17 protein-coding genes and 1 tRNA gene are annotated in these 20,051 nt (G+C 69.4%); 8 read left to right on the forward strand and 10 right to left on the reverse strand.

Going from position 1 to position 20,051, the window contains the following annotated elements:
• Positions 1-85 precede the first annotated feature (85 nt).
• Genes BIU99_RS08655 through BIU99_RS08675 form a run of 5 tightly spaced genes read right to left on the reverse strand, consistent with a single transcriptional unit; the run spans position 86 to position 7,252 of the window.
• Entirely contained in the window at positions 86-1,438 is a 1,353-nt protein-coding gene (locus BIU99_RS08655) for an anthranilate synthase component I family protein (RefSeq protein WP_071260818.1), read from the reverse strand.
• Positions 1,438-3,108 carry a thiol reductant ABC exporter subunit CydC gene (gene cydC / locus BIU99_RS08660; protein WP_064295576.1) on the reverse strand — a complete coding sequence of 557 codons (1,671 nt, stop codon included), beginning with the start codon at positions 3,106-3,108 and terminating at the stop codon, positions 1,438-1,440. Before cydC ends, BIU99_RS08655 begins: the two co-directional genes overlap by 1 nt.
• Positions 3,101-4,807 (reverse strand): thiol reductant ABC exporter subunit CydD, encoded by a 1,707-nt coding sequence (gene cydD / locus BIU99_RS08665; RefSeq protein WP_071260820.1) that lies wholly within the window; start codon positions 4,805-4,807, stop codon positions 3,101-3,103. The genes cydC and cydD overlap by 8 nt, the downstream gene beginning before the upstream one ends.
• 9 nt (positions 4,808-4,816) lie before the next feature.
• On the reverse strand, positions 4,817-5,821 hold the full coding sequence (gene cydB / locus BIU99_RS08670; protein ID WP_064295578.1) for a cytochrome d ubiquinol oxidase subunit II: 1,005 nt from the start codon (positions 5,819-5,821) through the stop codon (positions 4,817-4,819).
• 9 nt (positions 5,822-5,830) lie between these two features.
• Positions 5,831-7,252, reverse strand: coding sequence for a cytochrome ubiquinol oxidase subunit I (locus tag BIU99_RS08675; RefSeq protein WP_064295610.1), 1,422 nt, complete (start codon positions 7,250-7,252; stop codon positions 5,831-5,833).
• Between the two features lie 201 nt (positions 7,253-7,453).
• Between BIU99_RS08675 and BIU99_RS08680 the strand changes: the two genes are divergently transcribed.
• The 3 genes from BIU99_RS08680 (at position 7,454) to BIU99_RS08690 (ending at position 10,282) form a co-directional block, all read left to right on the forward strand.
• Positions 7,454-8,134 (forward strand): DedA family protein, encoded by a 681-nt coding sequence (locus tag BIU99_RS08680; protein WP_064295579.1) that lies wholly within the window; start codon positions 7,454-7,456, stop codon positions 8,132-8,134.
• A 133-nt stretch (positions 8,135-8,267) separates the two neighbouring features.
• Positions 8,268-9,233, forward strand: coding sequence for an App1 family protein (locus BIU99_RS08685; protein WP_079003898.1), 966 nt, complete (start codon positions 8,268-8,270; stop codon positions 9,231-9,233).
• 8 nt (positions 9,234-9,241) lie between these two features.
• Positions 9,242-10,282, forward strand: a complete 1,041-nt coding sequence (locus BIU99_RS08690; protein WP_064295581.1) for an aromatic acid exporter family protein — start codon at positions 9,242-9,244, stop codon at positions 10,280-10,282.
• Between the two features lie 62 nt (positions 10,283-10,344).
• Here BIU99_RS08690 and BIU99_RS08695 read toward each other — a convergent pair whose 3' ends face one another.
• Together BIU99_RS08695 and BIU99_RS08700 are read right to left on the reverse strand one after the other, a co-directional pair.
• Positions 10,345-10,899, reverse strand: a complete 555-nt coding sequence (locus BIU99_RS08695; protein ID WP_064295582.1) for a YceI family protein — start codon at positions 10,897-10,899, stop codon at positions 10,345-10,347.
• Positions 10,900-11,003: 104 nt separating this feature from the next.
• On the reverse strand, positions 11,004-12,176 hold the full coding sequence (locus BIU99_RS08700; protein WP_071260822.1) for a glycoside hydrolase family 3 N-terminal domain-containing protein: 1,173 nt from the start codon (positions 12,174-12,176) through the stop codon (positions 11,004-11,006).
• Positions 12,177-12,292: 116 nt separating this feature from the next.
• Here BIU99_RS08700 and BIU99_RS08705 point away from each other — a divergent pair, with 116 nt between their 5' ends.
• Entirely contained in the window at positions 12,293-13,462 is a 1,170-nt protein-coding gene (locus BIU99_RS08705) for a lytic transglycosylase domain-containing protein (RefSeq protein WP_064295584.1), read from the forward strand.
• Positions 13,463-13,471: 9 nt separating this feature from the next.
• Here the strand turns inward: BIU99_RS08705 and BIU99_RS08710 are convergent, their stop codons facing one another.
• Positions 13,472-14,329 (reverse strand): UbiA family prenyltransferase, encoded by an 858-nt coding sequence (locus BIU99_RS08710; protein WP_064295585.1) that lies wholly within the window; start codon positions 14,327-14,329, stop codon positions 13,472-13,474.
• A 55-nt stretch (positions 14,330-14,384) separates the two neighbouring features.
• Here BIU99_RS08710 and BIU99_RS08715 point away from each other — a divergent pair, with 55 nt between their 5' ends.
• Genes BIU99_RS08715 through BIU99_RS08725 form a run of 3 tightly spaced genes read left to right on the forward strand, consistent with a single transcriptional unit; the run spans position 14,385 to position 17,382 of the window.
• The gene (locus tag BIU99_RS08715) at positions 14,385-15,512 is read left to right on the forward strand and encodes a type III polyketide synthase (protein WP_071260824.1); all 1,128 of its coding nucleotides are present in this window, start codon (positions 14,385-14,387) and stop codon (positions 15,510-15,512) included.
• Complete coding sequence (locus BIU99_RS08720; RefSeq protein WP_064295587.1) at positions 15,512-16,228, forward strand: methyltransferase domain-containing protein; 717 nt, start codon at positions 15,512-15,514, stop codon at positions 16,226-16,228. Before BIU99_RS08715 ends, BIU99_RS08720 begins: the two co-directional genes overlap by 1 nt.
• The gene (locus tag BIU99_RS08725; RefSeq protein WP_071260826.1) at positions 16,225-17,382 is read left to right on the forward strand and encodes an NAD(P)/FAD-dependent oxidoreductase; all 1,158 of its coding nucleotides are present in this window, start codon (positions 16,225-16,227) and stop codon (positions 17,380-17,382) included. Before BIU99_RS08720 ends, BIU99_RS08725 begins: the two co-directional genes overlap by 4 nt.
• A 21-nt stretch (positions 17,383-17,403) precedes the next feature.
• Here the strand turns inward: BIU99_RS08725 and BIU99_RS08730 are convergent, their stop codons facing one another.
• Positions 17,404-18,894: a DHA2 family efflux MFS transporter permease subunit gene (locus BIU99_RS08730; RefSeq protein WP_064295589.1), complete on the reverse strand. Its 1,491-nt coding sequence runs from the start codon at positions 18,892-18,894 to the stop codon at positions 17,404-17,406.
• Between the two features lie 162 nt (positions 18,895-19,056).
• Between BIU99_RS08730 and BIU99_RS08735 the strand changes: the two genes are divergently transcribed.
• Positions 19,057-19,884 (forward strand): aldo/keto reductase, encoded by an 828-nt coding sequence (locus BIU99_RS08735; RefSeq protein WP_064295590.1) that lies wholly within the window; start codon positions 19,057-19,059, stop codon positions 19,882-19,884.
• Positions 19,885-19,970: 86 nt separating this feature from the next.
• Here the strand turns inward: BIU99_RS08735 and BIU99_RS08740 are convergent.
• A tRNA-Ala gene (locus BIU99_RS08740) sits at positions 19,971-20,043 on the reverse strand.
• Between the last annotated feature and the right edge of the window lie 8 nt (positions 20,044-20,051).

The raw sequence follows: 20,051 nt of genomic DNA on the forward strand, positions 1-20,051 counted from the left end.
GGAATCCCGTGGGTTGCTCGCACGGCGCTCGGCCGCAGGATGGACGGGCTGGAGCGCACGACGGCGCTCCGTCCAACGGTCAAGCCTACCGGGATTCGGCAGGCGGACGTCCGACGCCGAGTGCGGCCAGCGGGGCCGCCGCCTTGGTCCACGTCTCCTCGAGCTCCTCCCGGGCGTCGGACAGCGCCGTGATCCCACCACCCGTGCCGATCGACGCACCCTGCGGATCGATCACGATCGAGCGGATGACCATGGCGAGGTCCATCGATCCGTCCGCGGACAGCAGGCCGAAGGCACCGGCGTACACCCCGCGCGGCCCCGCTTCGAGGTCGTACAGCAGCTCCATCGCCCGGCGTTTCGGGGCCCCGGTCATCGATCCGGCCGGGAACGCGACCTCGACGACGTCGAGCGCGTCCAGTCCTGTGCGCAACCGTCCTTCGACGGTGCTGACGAGTTGGTGCACCTGCGGGTAGCTCTCGACGTGGTGGAGCGCCGTCACCCACACGGAACCCAGCTCGCAGACTCTGGAGAGGTCGTTCCGCATCAGATCGACGATCATGAGGTTCTCAGCGCGCTCCTTGGGACTCGCGAGCAGATCGGCGCGCTGACGGGCGTCCTCCTCGGGATCGTCGCCTCTCGGCCGGGTTCCCTTGATCGGCTTCGTCCGGACGCGGCCGTCGGCCGAGACCTCGAGGAACTGCTCCGGCGACGCGCTCGCGAGACTGATCGAACCGAACCGGAGGAAGCCGCCGTGGTGCGTGGGGCTCGTCCTGCGCAGCCGCAGATAGGTCGCGAGCGGGTCGTGGACGCCGTCGACGCGCAGGAGGTTCGTCAAGCACAACTGGTAGGCGTCACCACGGGTGATGTGTTCCTGGCACCGCTCGACGAGCCGCACGTATGCGGCGTCGCTGTGGCGGGGCGCGCAGACCCCGCCGGCAGCCTCGGCCACGGGAGGAGGCTCGGCCGCCGTGCTGAGCCGCTCGACGGTCGTCGCGATCCAGTCGGGATCGTCCGACGAGATCGTCACCGTCCGCGCCGCATGGTCGAACCGCACCTGATCGTCGAGGCGCAGGAAGAGCGCGTCCGGGGTGGCGGCCGCGTGTGCAGGAACCCCGACGAGCCCTGCCCCCGACTCGTAGCCGAACCACCCGACCCAATCGCCCGGGTCGGCGTCCGCACGCACGGTACGGAGGGCGTCGAGGATCGTCGTCCGGTCGACCGAGGCGGACACCTGGCTGACGCGCTCCACCGTGCCGAGCCGGACGTCCGCGACGAGGCGTTCGGTCCCGCGTCCGATGAGACTGACGCCGGTCCGGGCGCCCTGGCCAGAATCCAACCAGGCCGCACAGGGCTCGTCAGCGAACACGCGTCGGTAGACGTCCTCCGGCTCGGACCAGGCCGGGAGGACGACCTGCCGGCGTGCTCCGGTGGATCGCATCAGCCGACGGCCGCGATCGGCGGCGCGACGATCCGGAGGCGACCGGTCACGAGGTCGTCGGGAACCGGCGTGTGCGAGATCACGATGACCGCACGACCCTCGGATCCCGCGACACCGAGCAGGTCCTCGAGGAGGGCGGTCGCGCGCTCGGGATCGACGTTGGCCGTCGGCTCGTCGAGCACGAGCACGGGGAACTCGCGGAGGAGCGCACGGGCGAGGGCGATGCGCTGCGCCTGCCCCCCGGAGACGAGCGCGCCGTGCTCCCCCACCGGGCGGTCGAGTCCGCCGCGCTCGGCGAGCCAGGACGAGAGCCCGACGCGCTCCAGCACGGCCTCGAGCTCCGCGTCGTCGGCCGTGTCCCTCGCGAAGAGGAGGTTCTGGCGGATGTCTGCGTCGAAGAGGAACGGACGCTGCTCGACGAGCCCGATCGACTCGCGCAGCGTGTCCGGACGGAGGTCGCGTGCCTCGACACCGCCGACGCGGTACCCACCCTCGTACTCGAGGAAGCGGACGAGGGTGTGCGCCAGCGTGGTCTTCCCGGCTCCGCTGTCGCCTTCGACGAGCAGTCGGTCGCCGGCCGACAGTCGGAAGCTGATCGGTGCGAGCGCCGCCGCCGTACTCCCGGGCCACCGTGCGCTGAGGTTCTCCGCCTCGAGCATGACGCCGTCGAAGGTCGGCGTGAGGATGCTGCCGGAGTCCTCGTCCGGGATCTCGCGTGGGCGCTCGCTCGGGACCGCGTCCGCCACGCGCTCGGCACTCGCGACCGCTTCCCGCCAGGCCCCGAACGCGAGCGGCACCATCGCGCAGACCTCGAACACGGCGAGCGGGACGAGGACGATCACGGTGAGCGCCGGGCCGCCGATCGTTCCCAGTGCAGGCATGCCTGCCCAGAGCGCCGCGACGACGGACGCCCCGGAAGCCAGGGAGAGGACGGCGCCGGCCACCCCGGCGCCCGCGGCCCGCCGCACCATCGCGCGCGTGAGTGCCGCGTCGGCATGTTCGATCCGTGCCCGCGCGGCATCGACCGCGCCGTAGGCGGTCAGCACGTCGAGACCGGTCACGAGCTCGAGCAGGGCTTCCGACAGCGCACCGCGCAGCGGCGCGAGTTCGCGTTCGGCGCGCGCCGCCACCCGACTCACGAGCAACCACGAGACGAGGAATGCCGCGACGAGGCAGACCGCGAGCGCGATCCCGGCGGCCGGGAGCAGCGCGGTCGTGAGGATGACGGAGGCTCCGGCGACGACACCCGACACCACCAGTGGTTGGACGACCCGCAACGGCACGTTCTGCAGCTCGTCCACATCGGTCACCAGGCGGGTGAGGAGGTCGCCCCGCCCGGTGAGCTGCAGTCCGTCGGGAGCCACCGGGATGACGCGTTCGATGATGCCGGCGCGCAGCTGCGCCAACTGACGGAATGCGGCATCGTGGCTCAGCAGGCGTTCGAGGTACCGGAAGGACGCCCGGGCCAGCGCGAACGCGCGCACCCCGACGACGGCGACACCCAGCTCGACGATCGAGGGCTGCTCGGCGGCCTTCGTGATGAGGAACGCGCTCGAAGCGAGGAGGGCTACGGCGGCCCCCGCGGAGAGGATGCCGGCCAGGAGTCCAGGGACGAAGCGGCGAGCCGGTGGCTGCGCCAGTCGGATGATCTGTCGGACGCGCTCATCCATGGAGCATCACCTCGTCGTCCTGGACGCGTTCCGACCGCACGCGGATCTCGAGCACGGCATCCGCGTGTTCGACGATCGACGGTCGGTGGGTGATGACGATCACGGCCGCCCCGCCCCGAGCGGCGTCGCGCGCGGCCTCGATGACGAGCGCCTCGGACGCGGCGTCGAGCGCCGAACTCGGTTCGTCGAGCAGCAGCACCGGCGTTCCGGCATCCGCCGGGGTGCGCCGCAGCCGGTAGAGGGCCCTCGCGATCGCGATCCGTTGCGCCTGCCCACCGCTCACGCCGTCGCCGACCGCGCCGATGGGGTGTCCGAGCGGCAGCGCGGACAGCCCGAGTGCCGACAACGCCTCGACGATGAGCGCCTCGTCAGGGGCGCCGTCGCCCAGCGCGACGTTGCTCCCGACCGTCCCGGCGATGAGGACCGGACGCTGCGGCGCCCACGACAGCCAGCGTCGTCCGCCGGGCGTGGGCGGCACGCGTCCGCCGTCGTGCAGGATCGATCCGGTGGCGTCCACGAATCCGAGGATCGCCGACGCCATGCTCGTCTTCCCGGCTCCGCTGGCGCCGACGACAGCCGTCAACACGCCGGCCGGGAACGTCGCGTCGAGGCCGTCCAGCACCCGCAGCTCGTCGTACTGCACGCCGAGACCGTCGAGTACCAGGCCAGACGTCGGGCGAGCGGAGTCGCCGACCGTTGCAGAATCGCCGATCTGATCAGGAGCCGACGGCGATTCGCGCACGGCCTTCGCTTCGTCGAGGATCTCGAAGACCTCGTCGGCGGCGGTGACGCCCTCCGCGGCCGCGTGGTAGTTCGCACCGACGTTCCGCAGTGGCAGGAAGGCCTCCGGGGCCAGGATCAGCACGAAGAGCCCGGTTCCGAGGAGGAGCGAGCCGTCGAGGAGCCGCAGGCCGATGCCGACCGCTACCACGGCGACCGCGAGACTCGACAGCAGCTCGAGGGCGAAGCCGCTCACGAACGAGAACCGCAGGACCTTCATGGTCTCGACGCGGTACTCCTCGGTGACGGTCCGGATCCGCTGCACCTGCCGGTGCTGCCGCCCGAACAGCTTGAGGGTCGCCATGCCCGCGACGAGCTCCAGGAACCCGCGCGACAGGTGGGCCAGGGTCTCCCACTGGCGCCGCTGCACCGCCTGGGTCGCGAATCCGATGAGGATCATGAAGACGGGGATGAGCGGGAGCGTCACGATCACCGTGATGCCGCTGAGCGGGTCCTGGATGAAGATCACCGCCGCGATGATCGGCATGGCGATCGCCGTGAGGATGAGCTGCGGGACATAGCGACCGAAGTACGCGTCCAGGGCGTCGAGCCCGCGGCCCGCCACGGTCGTCAGAGCGGCGGAGTTCCGACGCGAGACCCAACCCGGCCCGAGCGCCTCGAACGCGCCCGCGAGTGCCCGCCGCAACTGACTGCGGACGATCGCGGAGCCACGGGCGTTCACCGAGTCGGATGCCAGGACGGTCCCGGCACGCAGCACCACGATGCCGATCAGCAGCCAGAGCGACGGCAGGAGCTCCTCGACCGGATCCCCCGCGATCGACCGGGACACGAGCTGGGCGACGAACCAGGCGAACCCGAGCGTGCAGGCGGTCTGGACGAGCGCGATGACCGCGCCGAGTCCGAGGACCGACCGGGCTCCGCGGGCATAGCGGAGCAGTCGCGGATCGAGGGGGCGCACGATGACAGGTTAGTGCGCGGCGGCTTCGATGTGCTTCCGCGTGATGCGCTTGCGGAACACCCAGTACGTCCATCCCTGGTAGGCGAGGATCAGCGGCAGGAAGATCAGGGCGGTCCACGACATCACCGTGAGGGTGTACTCGGTCGAGGAGGCGTTCGCGATCGTCAGGCTGTTCGCCGGGTCGTTGCTCGCCGGCATCACCGCTGGGAAGAGCGCGGTGAACAGGGTGAGCACGGCCGCCGCGACGGTCACGGCCATGAGCGCGAACGCACGGCCCTCCAGCCCTCGGCTGTTCGCGAACCAGGCGCTGATGAGCGAGACCGCGGCGATGGCGGCGAGGATCAGCACCGGGAGCGAGAAGTGCGCGAGGACGGTCCAGCCGAGGAACGACGCCGCGAGGAGGATCGCGACGAGCCCGGCACGGCTCGCGAGGCGGCGGGCGCGCTCGCGGATGTCGCCCTCGGTCTTCAGCGAGGCGAACACGGCTCCGTGGGCGAAGAAGAGCACGAGCGTCGTGAGACCACCGAGGATGCCGTACGGGTTGAGCAGGGTGAAGAGCGTGCCCGTGAAGTTGTGGTCGGCATCGAGCGGGACGCCCTGGACGATGTTCGCGAAGGCGACGCCCCAGAGGAAGGCCGGCAGGGCCGAGCCGACGATGATCATGAGGTCGAAGCGCCGTTTCCATGAGGCTTCCGGCCGCTGGTGCCGGTACTCGAACGACACCCCTCTGATGATGAGCGCGAGCAGGATGAACAGCAGCGGGAGGTAGAAGCCGCTGAACAGGGTCGCGTACCACTCGGGGAAGGCGGCGAAGAGGCTCGCACCGGCGACGATGAGCCAGGTCTCGTTGAGGTCCCAGACCGGCCCGATGGTGTTGATGAGCATCCGGCGGTCGGTCTCGTCCTTCCCGAGGAAGGGGATGGTCATGCCGACGCCGAAGTCGAATCCGTCGAGGACGAAGTAGCCGACGAACAGTGCGGCGATGATCCAGAACCAGAGAATCGTGAGGTCCATGATGCGCTCCTAGTAGACCGTGGTCGCGGGGGCGGCGGGCTTCTGCACGCCGTCCTCGTCGGGTTCGGACAGCTCGATCGGGTCGGGCCCGGCCTTGATCGTCTTCTTCAGGAGACCGAACTCGACGACCAGCAGCGATCCGTAGACGACGGTGAAGGCGATCAACGAGATCAGGACGTCGAGGCCGGTGGTGTTCGGTGAGACCGCGTCCTCCGTCTTCAAGAGGCTGAAGACGATCCACGGCTGGCGGCCCATCTCGGTGAAGACCCAACCCATGGTCATGGCGAGGAACGGCATCGGGACGGCCCAGACCGCGACGCGCCACATCCAGCGCTTCGGCTCGCGGCCCTTGCGGGTGAACCAGAGACCGGCGGCCGCGACGAGCATCGAGGCGAGGCCGAGGCCGATCATCCAGCGGAACGCCCAGTAGGTGACCCAGATGACGGGCGAGTAGTCGCCCGGACCGTAGAGCTGGGTGTACTGCGCCTGCAGGTCGTTGATGCCCTCCACCGTGCCGTCGAAGGTGTGGGTCGAGAGGAACGACAGGAGGTACGGGATGCGGATCGAGAAGAGCTCGTGGACGCCGTCGGGTGTTCCGAGGGTGAAGATCGAGAACGAGGCGTCGGCACCGCTCGCCGTGTTGTACATCGCCTCCGCAGCCGCCATCTTCATCGGCTGGGTCTCGACCATGGCGAGGCTGAGCTGGTCGCCGGCGAGCATGGTGGCACCGCCCGCGAGGAGCATGCTCCACGCACCGACCTTGAGCGCCGGGCGCATCGCCTCGACGTGCTGGCCCCGGGCGAGGTGCCAGGCCGCAGCGGTGATGATGACGGCTGCGGAGACCATGAAGCACGCGAAGATCGTGTGCGGGAAGGCGGCCAGGGCGACCTTGTTGGTCAGCAGCTCCCAGATGTTCGTGAGCTCGGCGCGGCCGCGCTCCTCGTTGATCCGGAAGGCGACCGGGTTCTGCATGAAGGCGTTCGCCGCGATGATGAAGTAGGCCGACAGCACGGTGCCGAGCGCCACGATCCAGATGGTGGCGAGGTGGAGCTTCGGTGACAGCTTGTCCCAGCCGAAGATCCAGAGTCCGATGAACGTCGCCTCGAGGAAGAACGCGAGCAAGCCCTCGAGTGCGAGCGGGGCGCCGAAGACGTCGCCGACGAACCTGGAGTAGGTGGACCAGTTCATGCCGAACTGGAACTCCTGGACGATGCCCGTCACGACGCCCATCGCGAAGTTGATGAGGAAGATCTTCCCGAAGAATCGGGTGAGTTGCAGGTAGTGCAGCCTGCCGGTCCGGACCCAGGCGGTCTGGAACCCGGCGACCGTCACCGCCATGCCGATGGTGAGCGGCACGAAGATGAAGTGGTAGACGGTGGTGAGGCCGAACTGCCATCGGGACAGCAGTAGCGGGTCGAGAAGGTCGTTCACGATGAACACTCCATTTTTCGCGGCATCCAGGGAAGGCGGCGCAGGTGCGGCCCGATCGGGGTGGTCATCCCCGTGGCTTCGATCCATGTCGTCGAGACCAATCGTACAGGACTTCACGCCTGTGGTCAGACCACACATCCAAGGGTGTCCTAACAGGCGTTTCCGAGCCACTCACACACCCGCGGCAGTAGGCTCTGAGCCGTGAACGACGTGCTCGGCTGGCTGCTCGACCTGGTGCAGAGCGTCGACCCCGTGACGCGCACGATCCTCGCCGGCGTCGGCATCATGCTCGAGACCTCGGTCCTCGTCGGCCTCGTCGTCCCGGGCGACACGGTCGTCATCGTCGCGAGCACCGCCGTCGCCGGACCCTTCCAGTGGATCTCGATGATCCTCGTCGTCATCACCGGCGCGCTCATCGGTGAGTCGGTTGGCTTCGCGCTCGGCCGCTGGTTCGGCCCGCGCATCCGTGCCAGCAGACTCGGCCGACGGATCGGCGAGCGGCACTGGGCCCGTGCCGAGCGCTACCTCGACCGGCGGGGTGGCATCGCCGTCTTCATCTCGCGGTTCCTCCCGGTCCTGCACTCGCTGATCCCTCTCACGGTCGGGATGAGCACGATGAGCTACCGACGCTTCATCTCCTGGACGCTGCCCGCCTGCGTCATCTGGTCCTCGGCCTACGTCTCCGTCGGCGCACTGGCTGCGGGCAGCTATCGCGAGCTGTCGGACCGACTCCATTGGGCGGGCTACGTCTTCGTCGGCATCATCGTCGTCTTCGCCGTCGTGGTCCTCGTCGTGAAGCGACTCCTCCAGCGGAGCGAGGAGCGACACATGCTGGCCCAGGAGGACGCGACACCACCCGACGACGGCTCGACGCCCCAGTAGCAGACGACCGTCATCGCCGCGAGACGGCGGGCCGGACGCACCGGCATGACAGACTGAACGGGTGAAGGCATCCGACGATCGTCCAACGGCCTCCTCCGACGCCGCCGAGCAGATCCGGCACTTCGCCGCACGGATGGAGGACGCCGTCCAGTTGCGCCGCCAGCGTCGTGCGAGGCGGCACGGACGCGAGGCGGCGGTCATCCCCTTCACCGGCTACGGATCGACGTCTTGGATCCGTGTCCTGGCCAGGGTCGTCCTGGCGGAACCGGGTAAGACCACCGTCCAACCGCAGCAGAAGGTGCGCGGCTGGAAGAGCTTCTTCGCGCTGAGCATCGCCGACCCGACGGTCGAGGTGGAGGTCGACGGGCAGCGTCACACGGTCACGGGCGACCGAGGCGGCGTGGTCGACGCGGTGGTCCAGGTCTCGCTCACCCCCGGCTGGCACACCCTGAGACTGAGCTCGGAGGGCAGCGACCCGGTCGAAGCGCCGGTCTTCATCGTCGCCGACGACATCGAGTTCGGCATCGTTTCCGACATCGACGACACGGTGATGGTGACGGCGCTCCCCCGCCCGCTCGTCGCGGCCTGGAACACCTTCGTCCTCGACGAGCACGCCAGGACACCGGTACCAGGTATGGCGGTCTTCCTCGAGCGCACGGCGCGTGAGCACCCCGGTTCGCCGATCATCTACCTCTCCACCGGCGCCTGGAACGTCGCGCCGACGCTCACCCGGTTCCTCTCCCGCAACCTCTACCCGGCCGGCGCCCTCCTCCTCACCGACTGGGGCCCGACGCACGACCGGTTCTTCCGCAGCGGTCGCGAGCACAAGCGCAACAACCTCGACCGGTTCGCCGAGGACTTCCCTCGGCTGCGGTGGCTGCTCGTGGGCGACGACGGACAGCACGACGAGGCCCTCTACCGGAGCTTCGAGGAACGCCACCCCGACCGCGTCGCCGCCGTGGCGATCCGTCAGCTCTCCCCCGGTGAAGCGGTGCTCGCCGGTGGACGCTCGAAGGTCGGCACCCAGCACGCGGGCGCCCCCTGGGTCTACGCGGGGAACGGCGCAGAACTGCTCGACCAGCTCCACGACAAGCTCTGACGGCACCGATGTCCGTCGTCCCCGTCCTGCGCACCAGATCGCGCCTGCCCCTGCTCCAGGTGCTGAAGACGGCGCTGGCCGCCATCGCGTCCTGGATCGTCGCGATCACGATCATCCCGGGCCAGCTCCCGGTCTTCGCCGCCATCGCAGCCATCCTCGTGGTGCAGCCGAGCGTCAACCAGTCGTTCGGGAAGGCGCTCGAGCGCAGCCTCGGGGTCATCACCGGCGTCATCCTCGCGACGGCCATCGGGATCGTCTTCGGACACTCCGCCTGGATCGTGCTCCTGGCCATCGTCATCTCCATCCTGCTCGGATGGGTCCTCCGCCTCGGGCCCGGATCCGCGAACCAGATCCCGATCAGCGCGATGCTCGTGCTGTCGATCGGCGCTGCGACCCCGGACTACGCGGTCGCGCGGATCGTCGAGACCGTGCTCGGTGCGGGCATCGGGCTCCTCGTCAACGTCGTCCTCGTCGCACCGGTCCTCCTCGCTCCCGCGAAGGCGGCGGTGACCACCCTCGCGCTCGCGTGCGCCGACACCCTGGACCATCTCGCCACCTCACTCACGCGTGCGAACTCAGACGCGGAGCTGGTGGCGCTGCTCCAGGAGGCCCGCGCGCTGAAGCCCCTGCGAGACCAGGCGATCGCCGCGGTGAAGGAAGGCGATGACAGCCTGCTGCTCAACCCTCGTCGATCGAGGCACCGTGACGAGCTCGACCGTCAGCGCCTGCTCCTGCGTCGACTGGAACCTGTGGTCACGAGGACCCTCGGCATGGCGCGATCGGTGCACGACCACGACGACCCGACCCTGCACGAGGAGCCGACGGTGGCGGACATCGCCGTCGAGCTGACGCGAGCGGCCCACGATCTCCGGCTGCTCGTCAACGATCGTGCCACGTCCGACGAGCCACCGACCGAGACCGCGGAGATCCCGGCGCTGACCGCTCCCCTCGTGATCGCCCGCCCGCACCCCCAGCACTGGATCCTGATCGGATCGCTCATGGAGGACCTCCGCCGCGTACGCGACGAGATCGTCGGCGAACCGACCTGAGTCGGCCGGATGCACGAAGGGCCGGCGGAGCGAAGCTCCACCGGCCCTTCGACGTCCTGGGACTACGCCTGGTGCGCGGCCTGCAGTTCGATGGTGATCGTGACGTCGTTGCCGAGCAGCACGCCGCCGGTCTCGAGCGCCGCGTTGTAGGTGAGGCCGAAGTCCTCGCGGTTGATCTTGGTGGTCGCCGTGGCGCCGAACTTGTAGTTGCCGTAGGGGTCGGTCGCGAAGCCGCCGAACTCGACGGTGAAGGTGACGGGCTTGGTCACGCCCTTGATCGTGAGGTCGCCGTCCACGAGGAAGTCGTCGCCCTTGGCGCGGGCGCCGGTCGAGACGAAGTCGATCGTCGGGTAGGTCTCGGCGTCGAAGAAGTCACCGGTGCGGAGGTGACCGTCGCGGTCGGGCTGGTTCGTGTTGATCGATGCGACCTCGGCGGACGCGGTGACCTTCGTCTCGAGGGGGTTCTCCGGCGTGACGAACGTCGCGTTGAAGCGCTCGAACTTGCCCTTGACCTTCGAGACCATGATGTGGCGGATGCTGAAGCCGACCTCGCTGTGCGTGGTGTCGACCTCCCAGGTGCCAACCTTGTAGCCGGGAATCGTCAGGGTGTCGGTCATGCGGTACTCCTTGCGTCGATGTCGGCGCGCTCGCGCCACGTTCTATTCAAACGCACGGACCTGGGAGCTATTCCCACATCCCCGAGAAATTCTCCTCACCGACATCAGCGCGACATCGGCCGGAGCGACGGGAGGCCGAGCCGGACGCGGAGCAGTCGGTGCGCCGCATCGGCGACCGTCGACTCCGGAATCCTGCCGGACCGGACCGCGGCGGCGATGTCGGCCACGAGTACGGCCGGGTCGACACCGGTCGACGACGGGTCGGCCCCGAGGACGAACAGCAGCATCGTGTTCCCGGCGGCCACGGCGCGGATCGCGTTCTCCGAGGGGTTCCGGTAATCCGCCAGGCCCGTGTGCTGCAGCATGAGCATGTCGTCGGTGATCGTGATGCCGGTGAAGCCGAGGTCGTTCCGAAGGCGCTCGTGCCACGCCGCCGACAGCGTCGCCGGTGCGGCGTCGACCGCCGAGTAGACCAGATGGCCGAACATCACGACCTCGGCCCCGGCCTCGATACCGGCGACGAACGGCAGGGCGTCGGTCGCAGCCCAATCCGCGGCACCGATGGCCGTCGTCGGGACCGTCGAGTGCGAGTCCCCCGGCGCCTGCCCGTGGCCGGGGAAGTGCTTCAACGTGCTGAGCACCGCGCCCCGCTCACCACGGACGGCCGCGGCCACCCGCTCCGCCGAGGCATCCGGCGTCGTCCCGAGGGCACGGTCGAAGATGAAGGAGCTCGGATCGGCGGTCTCGTCCGCGACGATGCCGAAGTTGACGGAGCAACCCGTACCGGCGAGCATGGCCGCTCGCTGGCGGAACGCCTCCCCGCTCGCAGCGGGCGGTTGCGACTTCAGGGTATCGGCTGCGGCGAAGACGTCCTCGTCGATCCGCCGGACATCGCCGCCCTCCTGGTCGATGCCGATGAGCAGCGGCATGGTCGGGTCGGGGCTGAGGGCACTCGTCACCGCAGGCAGCCCCGCGAGGCCCGGCACGTTGTCGCCCATGATGATGAAGCCGCCCGGCTGATACCGCTCGACGAACGCCCGGAGCGTGCCCGGGTCGGTTCCTGGAGCGTGGAGCATCAGCATGGACGCGATCCGCTGTTCCAGGGTCATCGCTGCGAGTTCGGCGGCCGCACGCTGGTCGGCTGCAGCCGGAGTCGTGCTCGTGAAACGGTTCGTCGGCTTCGAGGAACCGGGCCCCGTGCACCCGGACAGGCCGAGGACGGCACCCGCCGCCATCGAGGCGCCGACTGCGAGAAACCCTCGTCGTCCCAGCTGCACCGGCCCACTCTAGGCTCGGATCTTCCATGCAGGCTGGGCGTCGCTCCCGGTGTGGCAGGAGTGACGAATGTGACATCGACGGCTACACTTGCGTGGGTGACCGCCAGGATGGACGCATGCGCAAGCCGCTGACAGCCCTCTCGCCCCGCTCGAGGGGCGTCTCGCGAGCCGCAGCCCTCGGAGCTGCGCTCGTCATCGCGGTGTCGGTAGCGAGCCCGGCGGCCGCCGTGACCCCCACCTCGTTCCGGACCGCCGACTACCCGAGCTGGGACGACGTCCAGGCGGCCAAAGCGAACGAATCGACCGCTCAGGCTGAGGCCGACCGGATCGTCTCCCTCCTCGACGGTCTGCGCGATGAATCCGCCCGGCTCGGCGACGAAGCCGTCCGCCAGGGTGCGGCGGCAGGTGAAGCGAAGGCGGCGTTCGAGGCGCAAGCCGCCGTCGCGGACACCATCAGTGCGCAGGCGACGGCCGCGGCGTCGGCAGCGGCATCGAGCAAGCGTCAGGCCGGCGCGGTCATCGCCCAGATGACCCGCACCGGAGGCGTCGATCCGACGCTCTCCCTCGTCCTCTCCGGTGCGGCCGACGACGACCTCCTCTCCAAACTCAGTGCGATCAGCAAGCTGAGCGAGACCTCGGCGCAAGACCTCGCGTCCGCGACCGCCGCGAGCAACACGGCGACCGCGCTCGCTGAGCAGGCGACGGCGGCGGAGACCGAACGTCAGCGACTCTCGGAGGCGGCTGATGCCAGCTACGAGACGGCGCAGTCCGCGAGCGACGCCGCAGATGCGGCGGTCGCCGAGCAGCAGGCCAATCGCGACCGGTTGTACCAGCAGCTCGCCGTCCTCAAGAACACCACGGCGGCGGTCGAACAGGCCTACGCGCAGAGCCAGGAGGCGATCGCGGCGGAAGAGCAGCGACGCAACGAGGCGACCGGTGGCGAGGGCTCCACGAGCGCTCCGCCGCCGGACCTGGCAGCCGACCCGGCCGGCGCGAAGGCGTACGCGCAGTCCGCGATCGGCGCCTACGGCTGGGGTAGCGGAGAATTCCAGTGCCTCCTGCAGCTCTGGACCCGGGAGTCGAGCTGGCGCGTCAACGCCTACAACGAGTCCAGTGGCGCCTACGGCATCCCGCAGTCCCTGCCCGGGAGCAAGATGGCCAGCTCCGGCGACGACTGGCGCACCAATGCGGCGACGCAGATCAACTGGGGCCTGAACTACATCGACAGCCGGTACGGTTCCCCCTGCGGCGCGTGGGCGCACTCCGAAGCGACCAACTGGTACTGACGCCCCGTCTCAACCGTTCTGGGCCGCGCCGAGATTCGTCCCGGCCACTGCCAGCACCACGGTGACGAGCAGAGCGGCCCCGATGATCAGTCGGAACAGCAGACGGTCCGGCGCTCGGGTTCCGACGAGCACGAGCCCCCACACGACGAGCGCGAGGACGCCGACCGCGCCCAGCGCCCCGACGATCGGCGGTGCGATGGGCCTGCCGACGAAGATCCCGCTCTGTCCGAGGACGGCGACCAGACCTGAGACGCCGAGGGCGATGAAGGCCGTCCGACCGGCGGTCCGCGCGCCGAGCCGGTGCGGCAGACCGCGGACCCCGGTCCGCAGGTCGTCTTCGAGATCGGGCAGGGCGTTCGTGAAGTGGATCGCCACACCGAACAGTCCACCGACCGCGAGCGTCCACGCGGCCGGCACGATCGGCGGGACCGCAGCGAAGGTGACCACGGCGGGCAGTGCGCCGAACCCCACGATGAACGGGACGACCGACCAGGCCGTCGACTTGAGGCCCAGGTTGTACGCCCACCCGCAGACCAGGAAGAGCAGGTGCGAGGCAGCCGACGCCCAGCCGAGGGATGCCGAGAGCGGAATGCTCGCCGCACCGGCCAGCAGCGCCGCCGCCCGGACTGCCGAGACGCTGAGGTCGCCGCGTGCGACCGGTTTGTCCTGTCGTCCCGAGCGACGATCGCGTCTGGCGTCGAGCCAGTCGTTGGACCAGCCGATCGAGAGTTGTCCGACGAACACCACCACGGCGAGCAGGGCCGTCCGAAGGGGTGGTAGCCCGACGGCCGATCCGAGCACGACGGCGAGGACAGTCACCGCGACGGTCGGTCCGGGATGGGAGGACGCGAACAGACGACGGACCATGGAGAACACCGCCTCAGCTTAGGGTGACACCCATGCCACGGCGGTACACTGCAGCATGACCGTCTCCGTGAGGGCGATCGGCGTGGCCGTTCCTCAGACCATCCTTCATCAAGACGAGATCAGGGATGTGTTCCGCGACCAACCCGGGCGGACCCGGCTCGCCCAGCGTCTCATCGGCGCGGCGTTCGACGCGTCCGCGATCGACACCAGGCACACCGTCATCGACGCCTTCGACCACGACGTCGAGACGAACACGGCCGCCTTCTACGACGCGGCTCAGCGGCAGGTGCTCTCCCCGCCCACCGGCGTGCGGAACGACGCCTACATCGAGCACGCTCCCCCGCTGCTCCTGGAGGCCGCACGGCGGGCATTGGACGCCGCCCCCGGTCTGTCGGCGGCGGACGTCACCCACGTCGTGACCGCGTCCTGCACCGGGTTCTTCGCGCCCGGCCCGGAATACCTCCTCGTGCGCGACCTCGGGCTCGACCCGAGCACGGAGCGCTACCACCTGGGGTTCCAGGGGTGTTTCGCCGCGTTCCCCGCCCTTCGCGCCGCAGAGGCGTTCTGTACAGCAGACCCCGACGCCGTCGTCCTCGTGGTCTGCATCGAGCTCTGCTCCATCCACCTCCGTTCCTCCGACGACCCCGACGTGATCCTCGGTTCCTCGGTGTTCGCCGACGGTGCTGCGGCCGCCGTCGTGACCGGTCGGGACACCGGATCCTCCGCGCCCGTGCTCGAGTTCGACGGCTGGTCCACCGCGCTCGTGCCGGACGGCGAGACGGAGATGGCCTGGACGATCGGCGATCACGGGTTCGAGATGGTCCTGAGCGGCGCGGTGCCCAAGCTGATCGGCGAGCACCTCGAGATCGCCCTCCGCCCACTCCTCGCCGCAGCCGACGACGCCCCGGTCTCATCGATCGACCGCTGGGCGATCCATCCCGGTGGCCGGAGCATCCTCGACCGGGTCCAGCGCGGGTTCGGGCTCGACGACGAACTGCTGGCTCCATCACGCACGGTGCTCCGTGAGTACGGCAACATGTCGAGCGCCACCGTGCTCTTCATCCTCCAGCGTCTGCTCGACGGCGCGCCGGCCGACGCCGATGAACGGGTGTGCGCGCTCGCCTTCGGTCCGGGACTGACGATCGAGAGCGCGCTGCTCCGGCTCCGCGCCGGCCGAGTCTGATGCTGCCCGACCTCGGCCGCCGTGCGACGGATCTCCTCGAACTGATGGACGACCCCGACTGCGATCCCGCACTGCTGGACGCCACCTACGCCAGGTTCGCGACGGTGAACCGGCTCGTCTCGGGCTGGCGTGGCCTGTACCGGTCGCGCATCCGTCCGCTCCTCCACCCGTCCCGGACCACGACGATCCTCGACATCGGCTTCGGTGGTGGCGATGTCGCCGTGGCCATCGCCGACTGGGCGAGGGCCGACCACCTCCCCGTGCAGGTGGTGGGGATCGATCCCGACGAGCGGTCCGTGGCCTTCGCCCGTCGCCGGTACCCCGATGGCCCCGTCGCCTTCCGTCCGGCGCACAGCAGCGACCTCGTCGCCGCTGGCGAGGAGGCCGACATCGTCCTCTCCAACCATGTGCTCCACCACCTCGATCCCGCGGGACTGTCGAGCCTGCTCGCGGACAGCTCGCAGATCGCCCGACGTCTCGTCCTGCACAGCGACCTCGAGCGCAACCGACTCGCGTACGCGGTCTACGGGCTCGCCACCCGTGCAGGACGACGGCGCTCCTTCCTCCACGTCGACGGGCTGCGCTCGATCCGTCGCAGCTATCGCCAGGGGGAGCTGCAGCGCGTCGTGCCGAACGACTGGATCGTCGAGCGTCGGTTCCCCATGCGACTCCTGCTGTCGCAGAGCGTCCCGTCAGTAGCGGACGAGCCCCGATGACCGAGGTGCTGGTCATCGGTGGCGGACCGGTCGGCCTCGTGTCCGCGATCCTCCTCGCTCAGGCCGGCGTCAACGTGACCGTCTGGGAACGACGGTCGGACTCCCCCTCCGGCACCCGGGCGATCGGGATCCACCCGCCGTCGCTCGACCTGTTCGAGGAGCTCGGCGTCCTCGACGAGATCCGCCGCGACGCGGTCCGGATCGACCAGGGCGAAGCCTGGAACGCCGGACGACGCCTCGGGGCGGTCGTGTTCCGTGATCGGCCCGTACCGCACCCCTACGTCGCCGCGCTCGAGCAATGGCGGACCGAACGGGTCCTCCGTGCTCGACTTGAGGCCGTCGCACCGGGATCGCTTCGGATCGGGACGAGCTGTACGCGGTTGGCCCCGGCAGAGGACGGCGTCCTCGTGTCCGGCAGTGACGCCGATGGAACGGTGAGCACCCACGCAGCCGTCGTGGTCGTCGCAGCGGGAGGACGCGCCACCGTCGCCGGGATGCAGGCTCCAGGCCCCGTGCACCGGTATCGGGACCGGTACCTCATGGGGGACGTCGCGGATCGGAGTGGGGCAGGTTCCATCGCCAGGGTGCACCTGCACCACCGAGGGGTCGTCGAGTCCTTCCCGCTCCCCCATGGCATGCGACGATACGTCGTACACACCGGGTACTCGGACGGTCAGGACGCGGCCCGCCCGGAACCCACCGCGTCCGACCTCGCGTCCCTCGTCGCCGACCGCACCGGCGACGACGTCGACCCGGCGACGAACACCATGCTCAGCGCGTTCGGCGTGCTCCGTCGACGACGGAAGCGCGTCGTCGACGATCGGGTCGTCTATCTGGGCGACGCCGCCCACGAGATCAGCCCGATCGGCGGCCAGGGCATGAACCTGGGCTGGTCCGACGCACGGGTCTTCGCGCCACTGATCGCCCGCATGACCGCCGGGCATCGCTCGACACAGCACGACGTGGCCGCGGCCGTCTCCCGCCAACAGCGCGCGATCCGTCGGGCCTCCTGGCAGGCGGAGATCAACATGCGCTTGGGGCGTCCGCTGCCGGGCCCGCTCGTCGGGGTGCGGGACCTCGCGCTGCGAACCGCGCTCAACGGTCCCGCGATGCCGATCCTCGCCGACGCCTACACGATGCGCTGGCTGCGCTGACGCCGTCCGAGGTCTTCCGGTTCAGTGACCGACGTGCACGCCCGCGGAAGCCTGGTCCGTTCGCCGGATGAGGAACGACGCACCGATCGCGAGCAGCGAGAGCACGGCCCCGCACATGAACGCAGCCTGCACACCGGCCGCCGTCGCGTCGACCACGGCACTCCCGGCCGCCGCACGAGCCGCCGCCGTGGTCGACATCATGGTGATGAACAACGCCGTCCCCGCCGCTCCGGCGAGTTGCTGGACCGTGCCGACGATGGCACTGCCGTGTGGGTAGAGCTCGGGCCGCAGGGAACCGAGCGCCGAGGTGAGGAGCGGTGTGAACATGAACGCGAGGCCGGCGCTCAGCAGCACGTGGACGGCGATGATCATGACGATGGCGCTGCCGACGCCGAGCATCGTCAACAGCCAGAGCGCGGCACTCACGGCGAATGCCCCGGGGATCACGAGTGGACGCGGACCGAACCGGTCGAACAGCGACCCGACCAGCGGCGCGAGAGCGGCCATCGTCAAGCCGCCCGGCAGCAACATGAGGCCCGTGGTCAGGGTGTCGACCTGGAGCACGGTCTGCAGGTAGATCGGCAGGATGATCAGCGAGCCGAACAACGCCATCATGACGATGACGACCAGGATGATCGAGACGGAGAACGAGCGGTTCGCGAAGGTGCGGAGGTCCATGAACGCCCGGTCGTCGCGGGCGAGGGCACGCTGGCGGAGCACGAAGCCCAGGAGGGCGAGGACACCGACCGTGAGGGGGATCCAGACGGGCATGAGCGCGTGTCCCTCGGCGGACTCGCCGATGCTGCTCAGCCCGAAGATGAGACCGCCGAACGCGAACGCGGAGAGGACGAGCGACAGCACGTCGAAGCGGACCCGACGCGGCTCCGTCACGTTCCGCACGAGGACGGCACCGAGGACCAGCGAGGCGACGGCGATCGGGAGGACGATCCAGAACATCCAGCGCCAGTCGAGCACGCTGAGGATGAGGCCGGAGACGGTGGGCCCGACGGCCGGCGCGACCGAGATGACGATCGAGATCGCCCCCATCGTCCGGCCGCGTGCCGACACCGGCACGACGTTGAGCACGGTCGTCATGAGCAGCGGCATCATGATGGCGGTACCGCTGGCCTGGACGACACGACCGAGCAGGAGCGTGCCGAATCCCGGGGACAGCGCGGCGATGAGCGTACCGAGGCTGAACAGCACCATCGCGGTGATGAACATCGTCCGCAGGGAGAACCGCTCGAGGAGGAACCCGGTCGCGGGGATCACGACGGCCATGGTGAGCATGAAGCCGGTGGTCAGCCACTGTGCGGAACTCGCCGTGATGTCGAGGTCCTGCATGAGCCGCGGCAGGGCGACGCTCATGATCGTCTCGTTGAGGATGACGACGAACGCCGACACGAGGAGCAGCCCGATCAGGAGCTTGGACCCGGGTGGGAGGCGATCGTCCGAGGGCTTCCCGGTCGTCGGGACGGAACCGGTCGGATTCGGCACGGTTTCAGTCGTCATAGCGGTGTCATCCTTCTCAGGCCTCGGCCGTCGTGCGGGCAGACGCCTGCCCTCTCGAAAGACAAGCGCCGTGTCGTCGCGGGTATTCCCATGCGTGTCGACCGGTTACGCGCAGGGCGAAGACCTGTTCCGCCCGGACGGTTCCGGTGCCAGCATGAGGACATGACAGTTCCCACCATCACCCTGAACGACGGCCACACCATCCCTCAGCTCGGCTTCGGCGTCTTCCTCGTCGACCCGCAGGAGGCTGAGCGCATCGTCTCGGACGCGCTCGAGGTCGGCTACCGCCACATCGACACCGCGGCCATCTACAAGAACGAGGAGGGCGTCGGCGCCGCCATCGCGAAGTCGGGCATCCCCCGCGACGAACTCTTCATCACCACGAAGCTCTGGAACGACCGTCACCAGAAGGCGTCCGCTCACGCCGCCATCGACGAGAGTCTCGAGAAGCTCGGGCTCGACCACGTCGACCTGTACCTGACCCACTGGCCGACCCCGGCCAAGGACGACTACCTCGAAGCGTGGCTCGCCCTCGAGGAGATCAAGGCGGCCGGCAAGGCACGTTCGATCGGCGTGTCGAACCACCAGGTCGAGCACCTCGAGAAGCTGATCGCCGGTTCCGAGACGGTCCCGGCGGTCAACCAGATCGAACTCCACCCGGCGTTCGCCCAGCGTGAGTTGCGCGCCTTCGGTGCCGAGCACGGCATCCACATCGAGTCCTGGGGCCCGCTCGGTCAGGGCAAGTACGACCTCTTCGGCGAGCAGGCCGTCTCCGCTGCAGCAGAGGCGCACGGCGTCACGCCGGCGCAGGTCGTCATCCGGTGGCACCTGCAGAACGGGCTCATCGTCTTCCCGAAGTCGAACTCGCGCGAGCGCATCGCCCAGAACTTCGACGTCTTCGGCTTCGAGCTGTCCGCCGACGAGATCGCGTCCATCGACGCCCTCGACTCGGGCAAGCGCGTCGGCAGCCACCCCGACGAGGTGAACTGACCTCAGGGTCCCGCCAAACCCAGGGTCTGACCAACGCAGAAGTCCCCGTCAGCTGTTCCGCTGACGGGGACTTCTCGGTGTTCGGGTGGATCTGAGGGGACTCGAACCCCTGACCCCCTGCATGCCATGCAGGTGCGCTACCAGCTGCGCCACAGACCCGTATTCAA

This window comes from Plantibacter sp. MMLR14_011, assembly GCF_001865025.1.
GTDB classification, from domain to species: domain Bacteria; phylum Actinomycetota; class Actinomycetes; order Actinomycetales; family Microbacteriaceae; genus Plantibacter; species Plantibacter flavus_A.

Excerpts from the sequence above, each read along its gene's own strand:
- BIU99_RS08735 (WP_064295590.1), top strand. The coding sequence starts at position 19,057 with ATGACAGTTCCCACCATCACCCTGAACGACGGCCACACCATCCCTCAG.
- BIU99_RS08720 (WP_064295587.1), top strand. The coding sequence starts at position 15,512 with ATGCTGCCCGACCTCGGCCGCCGTGCGACGGATCTCCTCGAACTGATG.
- BIU99_RS08685 (WP_079003898.1), top strand. The coding sequence starts at position 8,268 with ATGGAGGACGCCGTCCAGTTGCGCCGCCAGCGTCGTGCGAGGCGGCAC.
- cydC (WP_064295576.1), bottom strand. The coding sequence starts at position 3,108 with ATGGATGAGCGCGTCCGACAGATCATCCGACTGGCGCAGCCACCGGCT.
- BIU99_RS08730 (WP_064295589.1), bottom strand. The coding sequence starts at position 18,894 with ATGACGACTGAAACCGTGCCGAATCCGACCGGTTCCGTCCCGACGACC.
- cydB (WP_064295578.1), bottom strand. The coding sequence starts at position 5,821 with ATGGACCTCACGATTCTCTGGTTCTGGATCATCGCCGCACTGTTCGTC.
- BIU99_RS08710 (WP_064295585.1), bottom strand. The coding sequence starts at position 14,329 with ATGGTCCGTCGTCTGTTCGCGTCCTCCCATCCCGGACCGACCGTCGCG.
- BIU99_RS08690 (WP_064295581.1), top strand. The coding sequence starts at position 9,242 with ATGTCCGTCGTCCCCGTCCTGCGCACCAGATCGCGCCTGCCCCTGCTC.
- BIU99_RS08715 (WP_071260824.1), top strand. The coding sequence starts at position 14,385 with ATGACCGTCTCCGTGAGGGCGATCGGCGTGGCCGTTCCTCAGACCATC.
- BIU99_RS08655 (WP_071260818.1), bottom strand. The coding sequence starts at position 1,438 with ATGCGATCCACCGGAGCACGCCGGCAGGTCGTCCTCCCGGCCTGGTCC.
- BIU99_RS08725 (WP_071260826.1), top strand. The coding sequence starts at position 16,225 with ATGACCGAGGTGCTGGTCATCGGTGGCGGACCGGTCGGCCTCGTGTCC.
- BIU99_RS08695 (WP_064295582.1), bottom strand. The coding sequence starts at position 10,899 with ATGACCGACACCCTGACGATTCCCGGCTACAAGGTTGGCACCTGGGAG.
- BIU99_RS08705 (WP_064295584.1), top strand. The coding sequence starts at position 12,293 with ATGCGCAAGCCGCTGACAGCCCTCTCGCCCCGCTCGAGGGGCGTCTCG.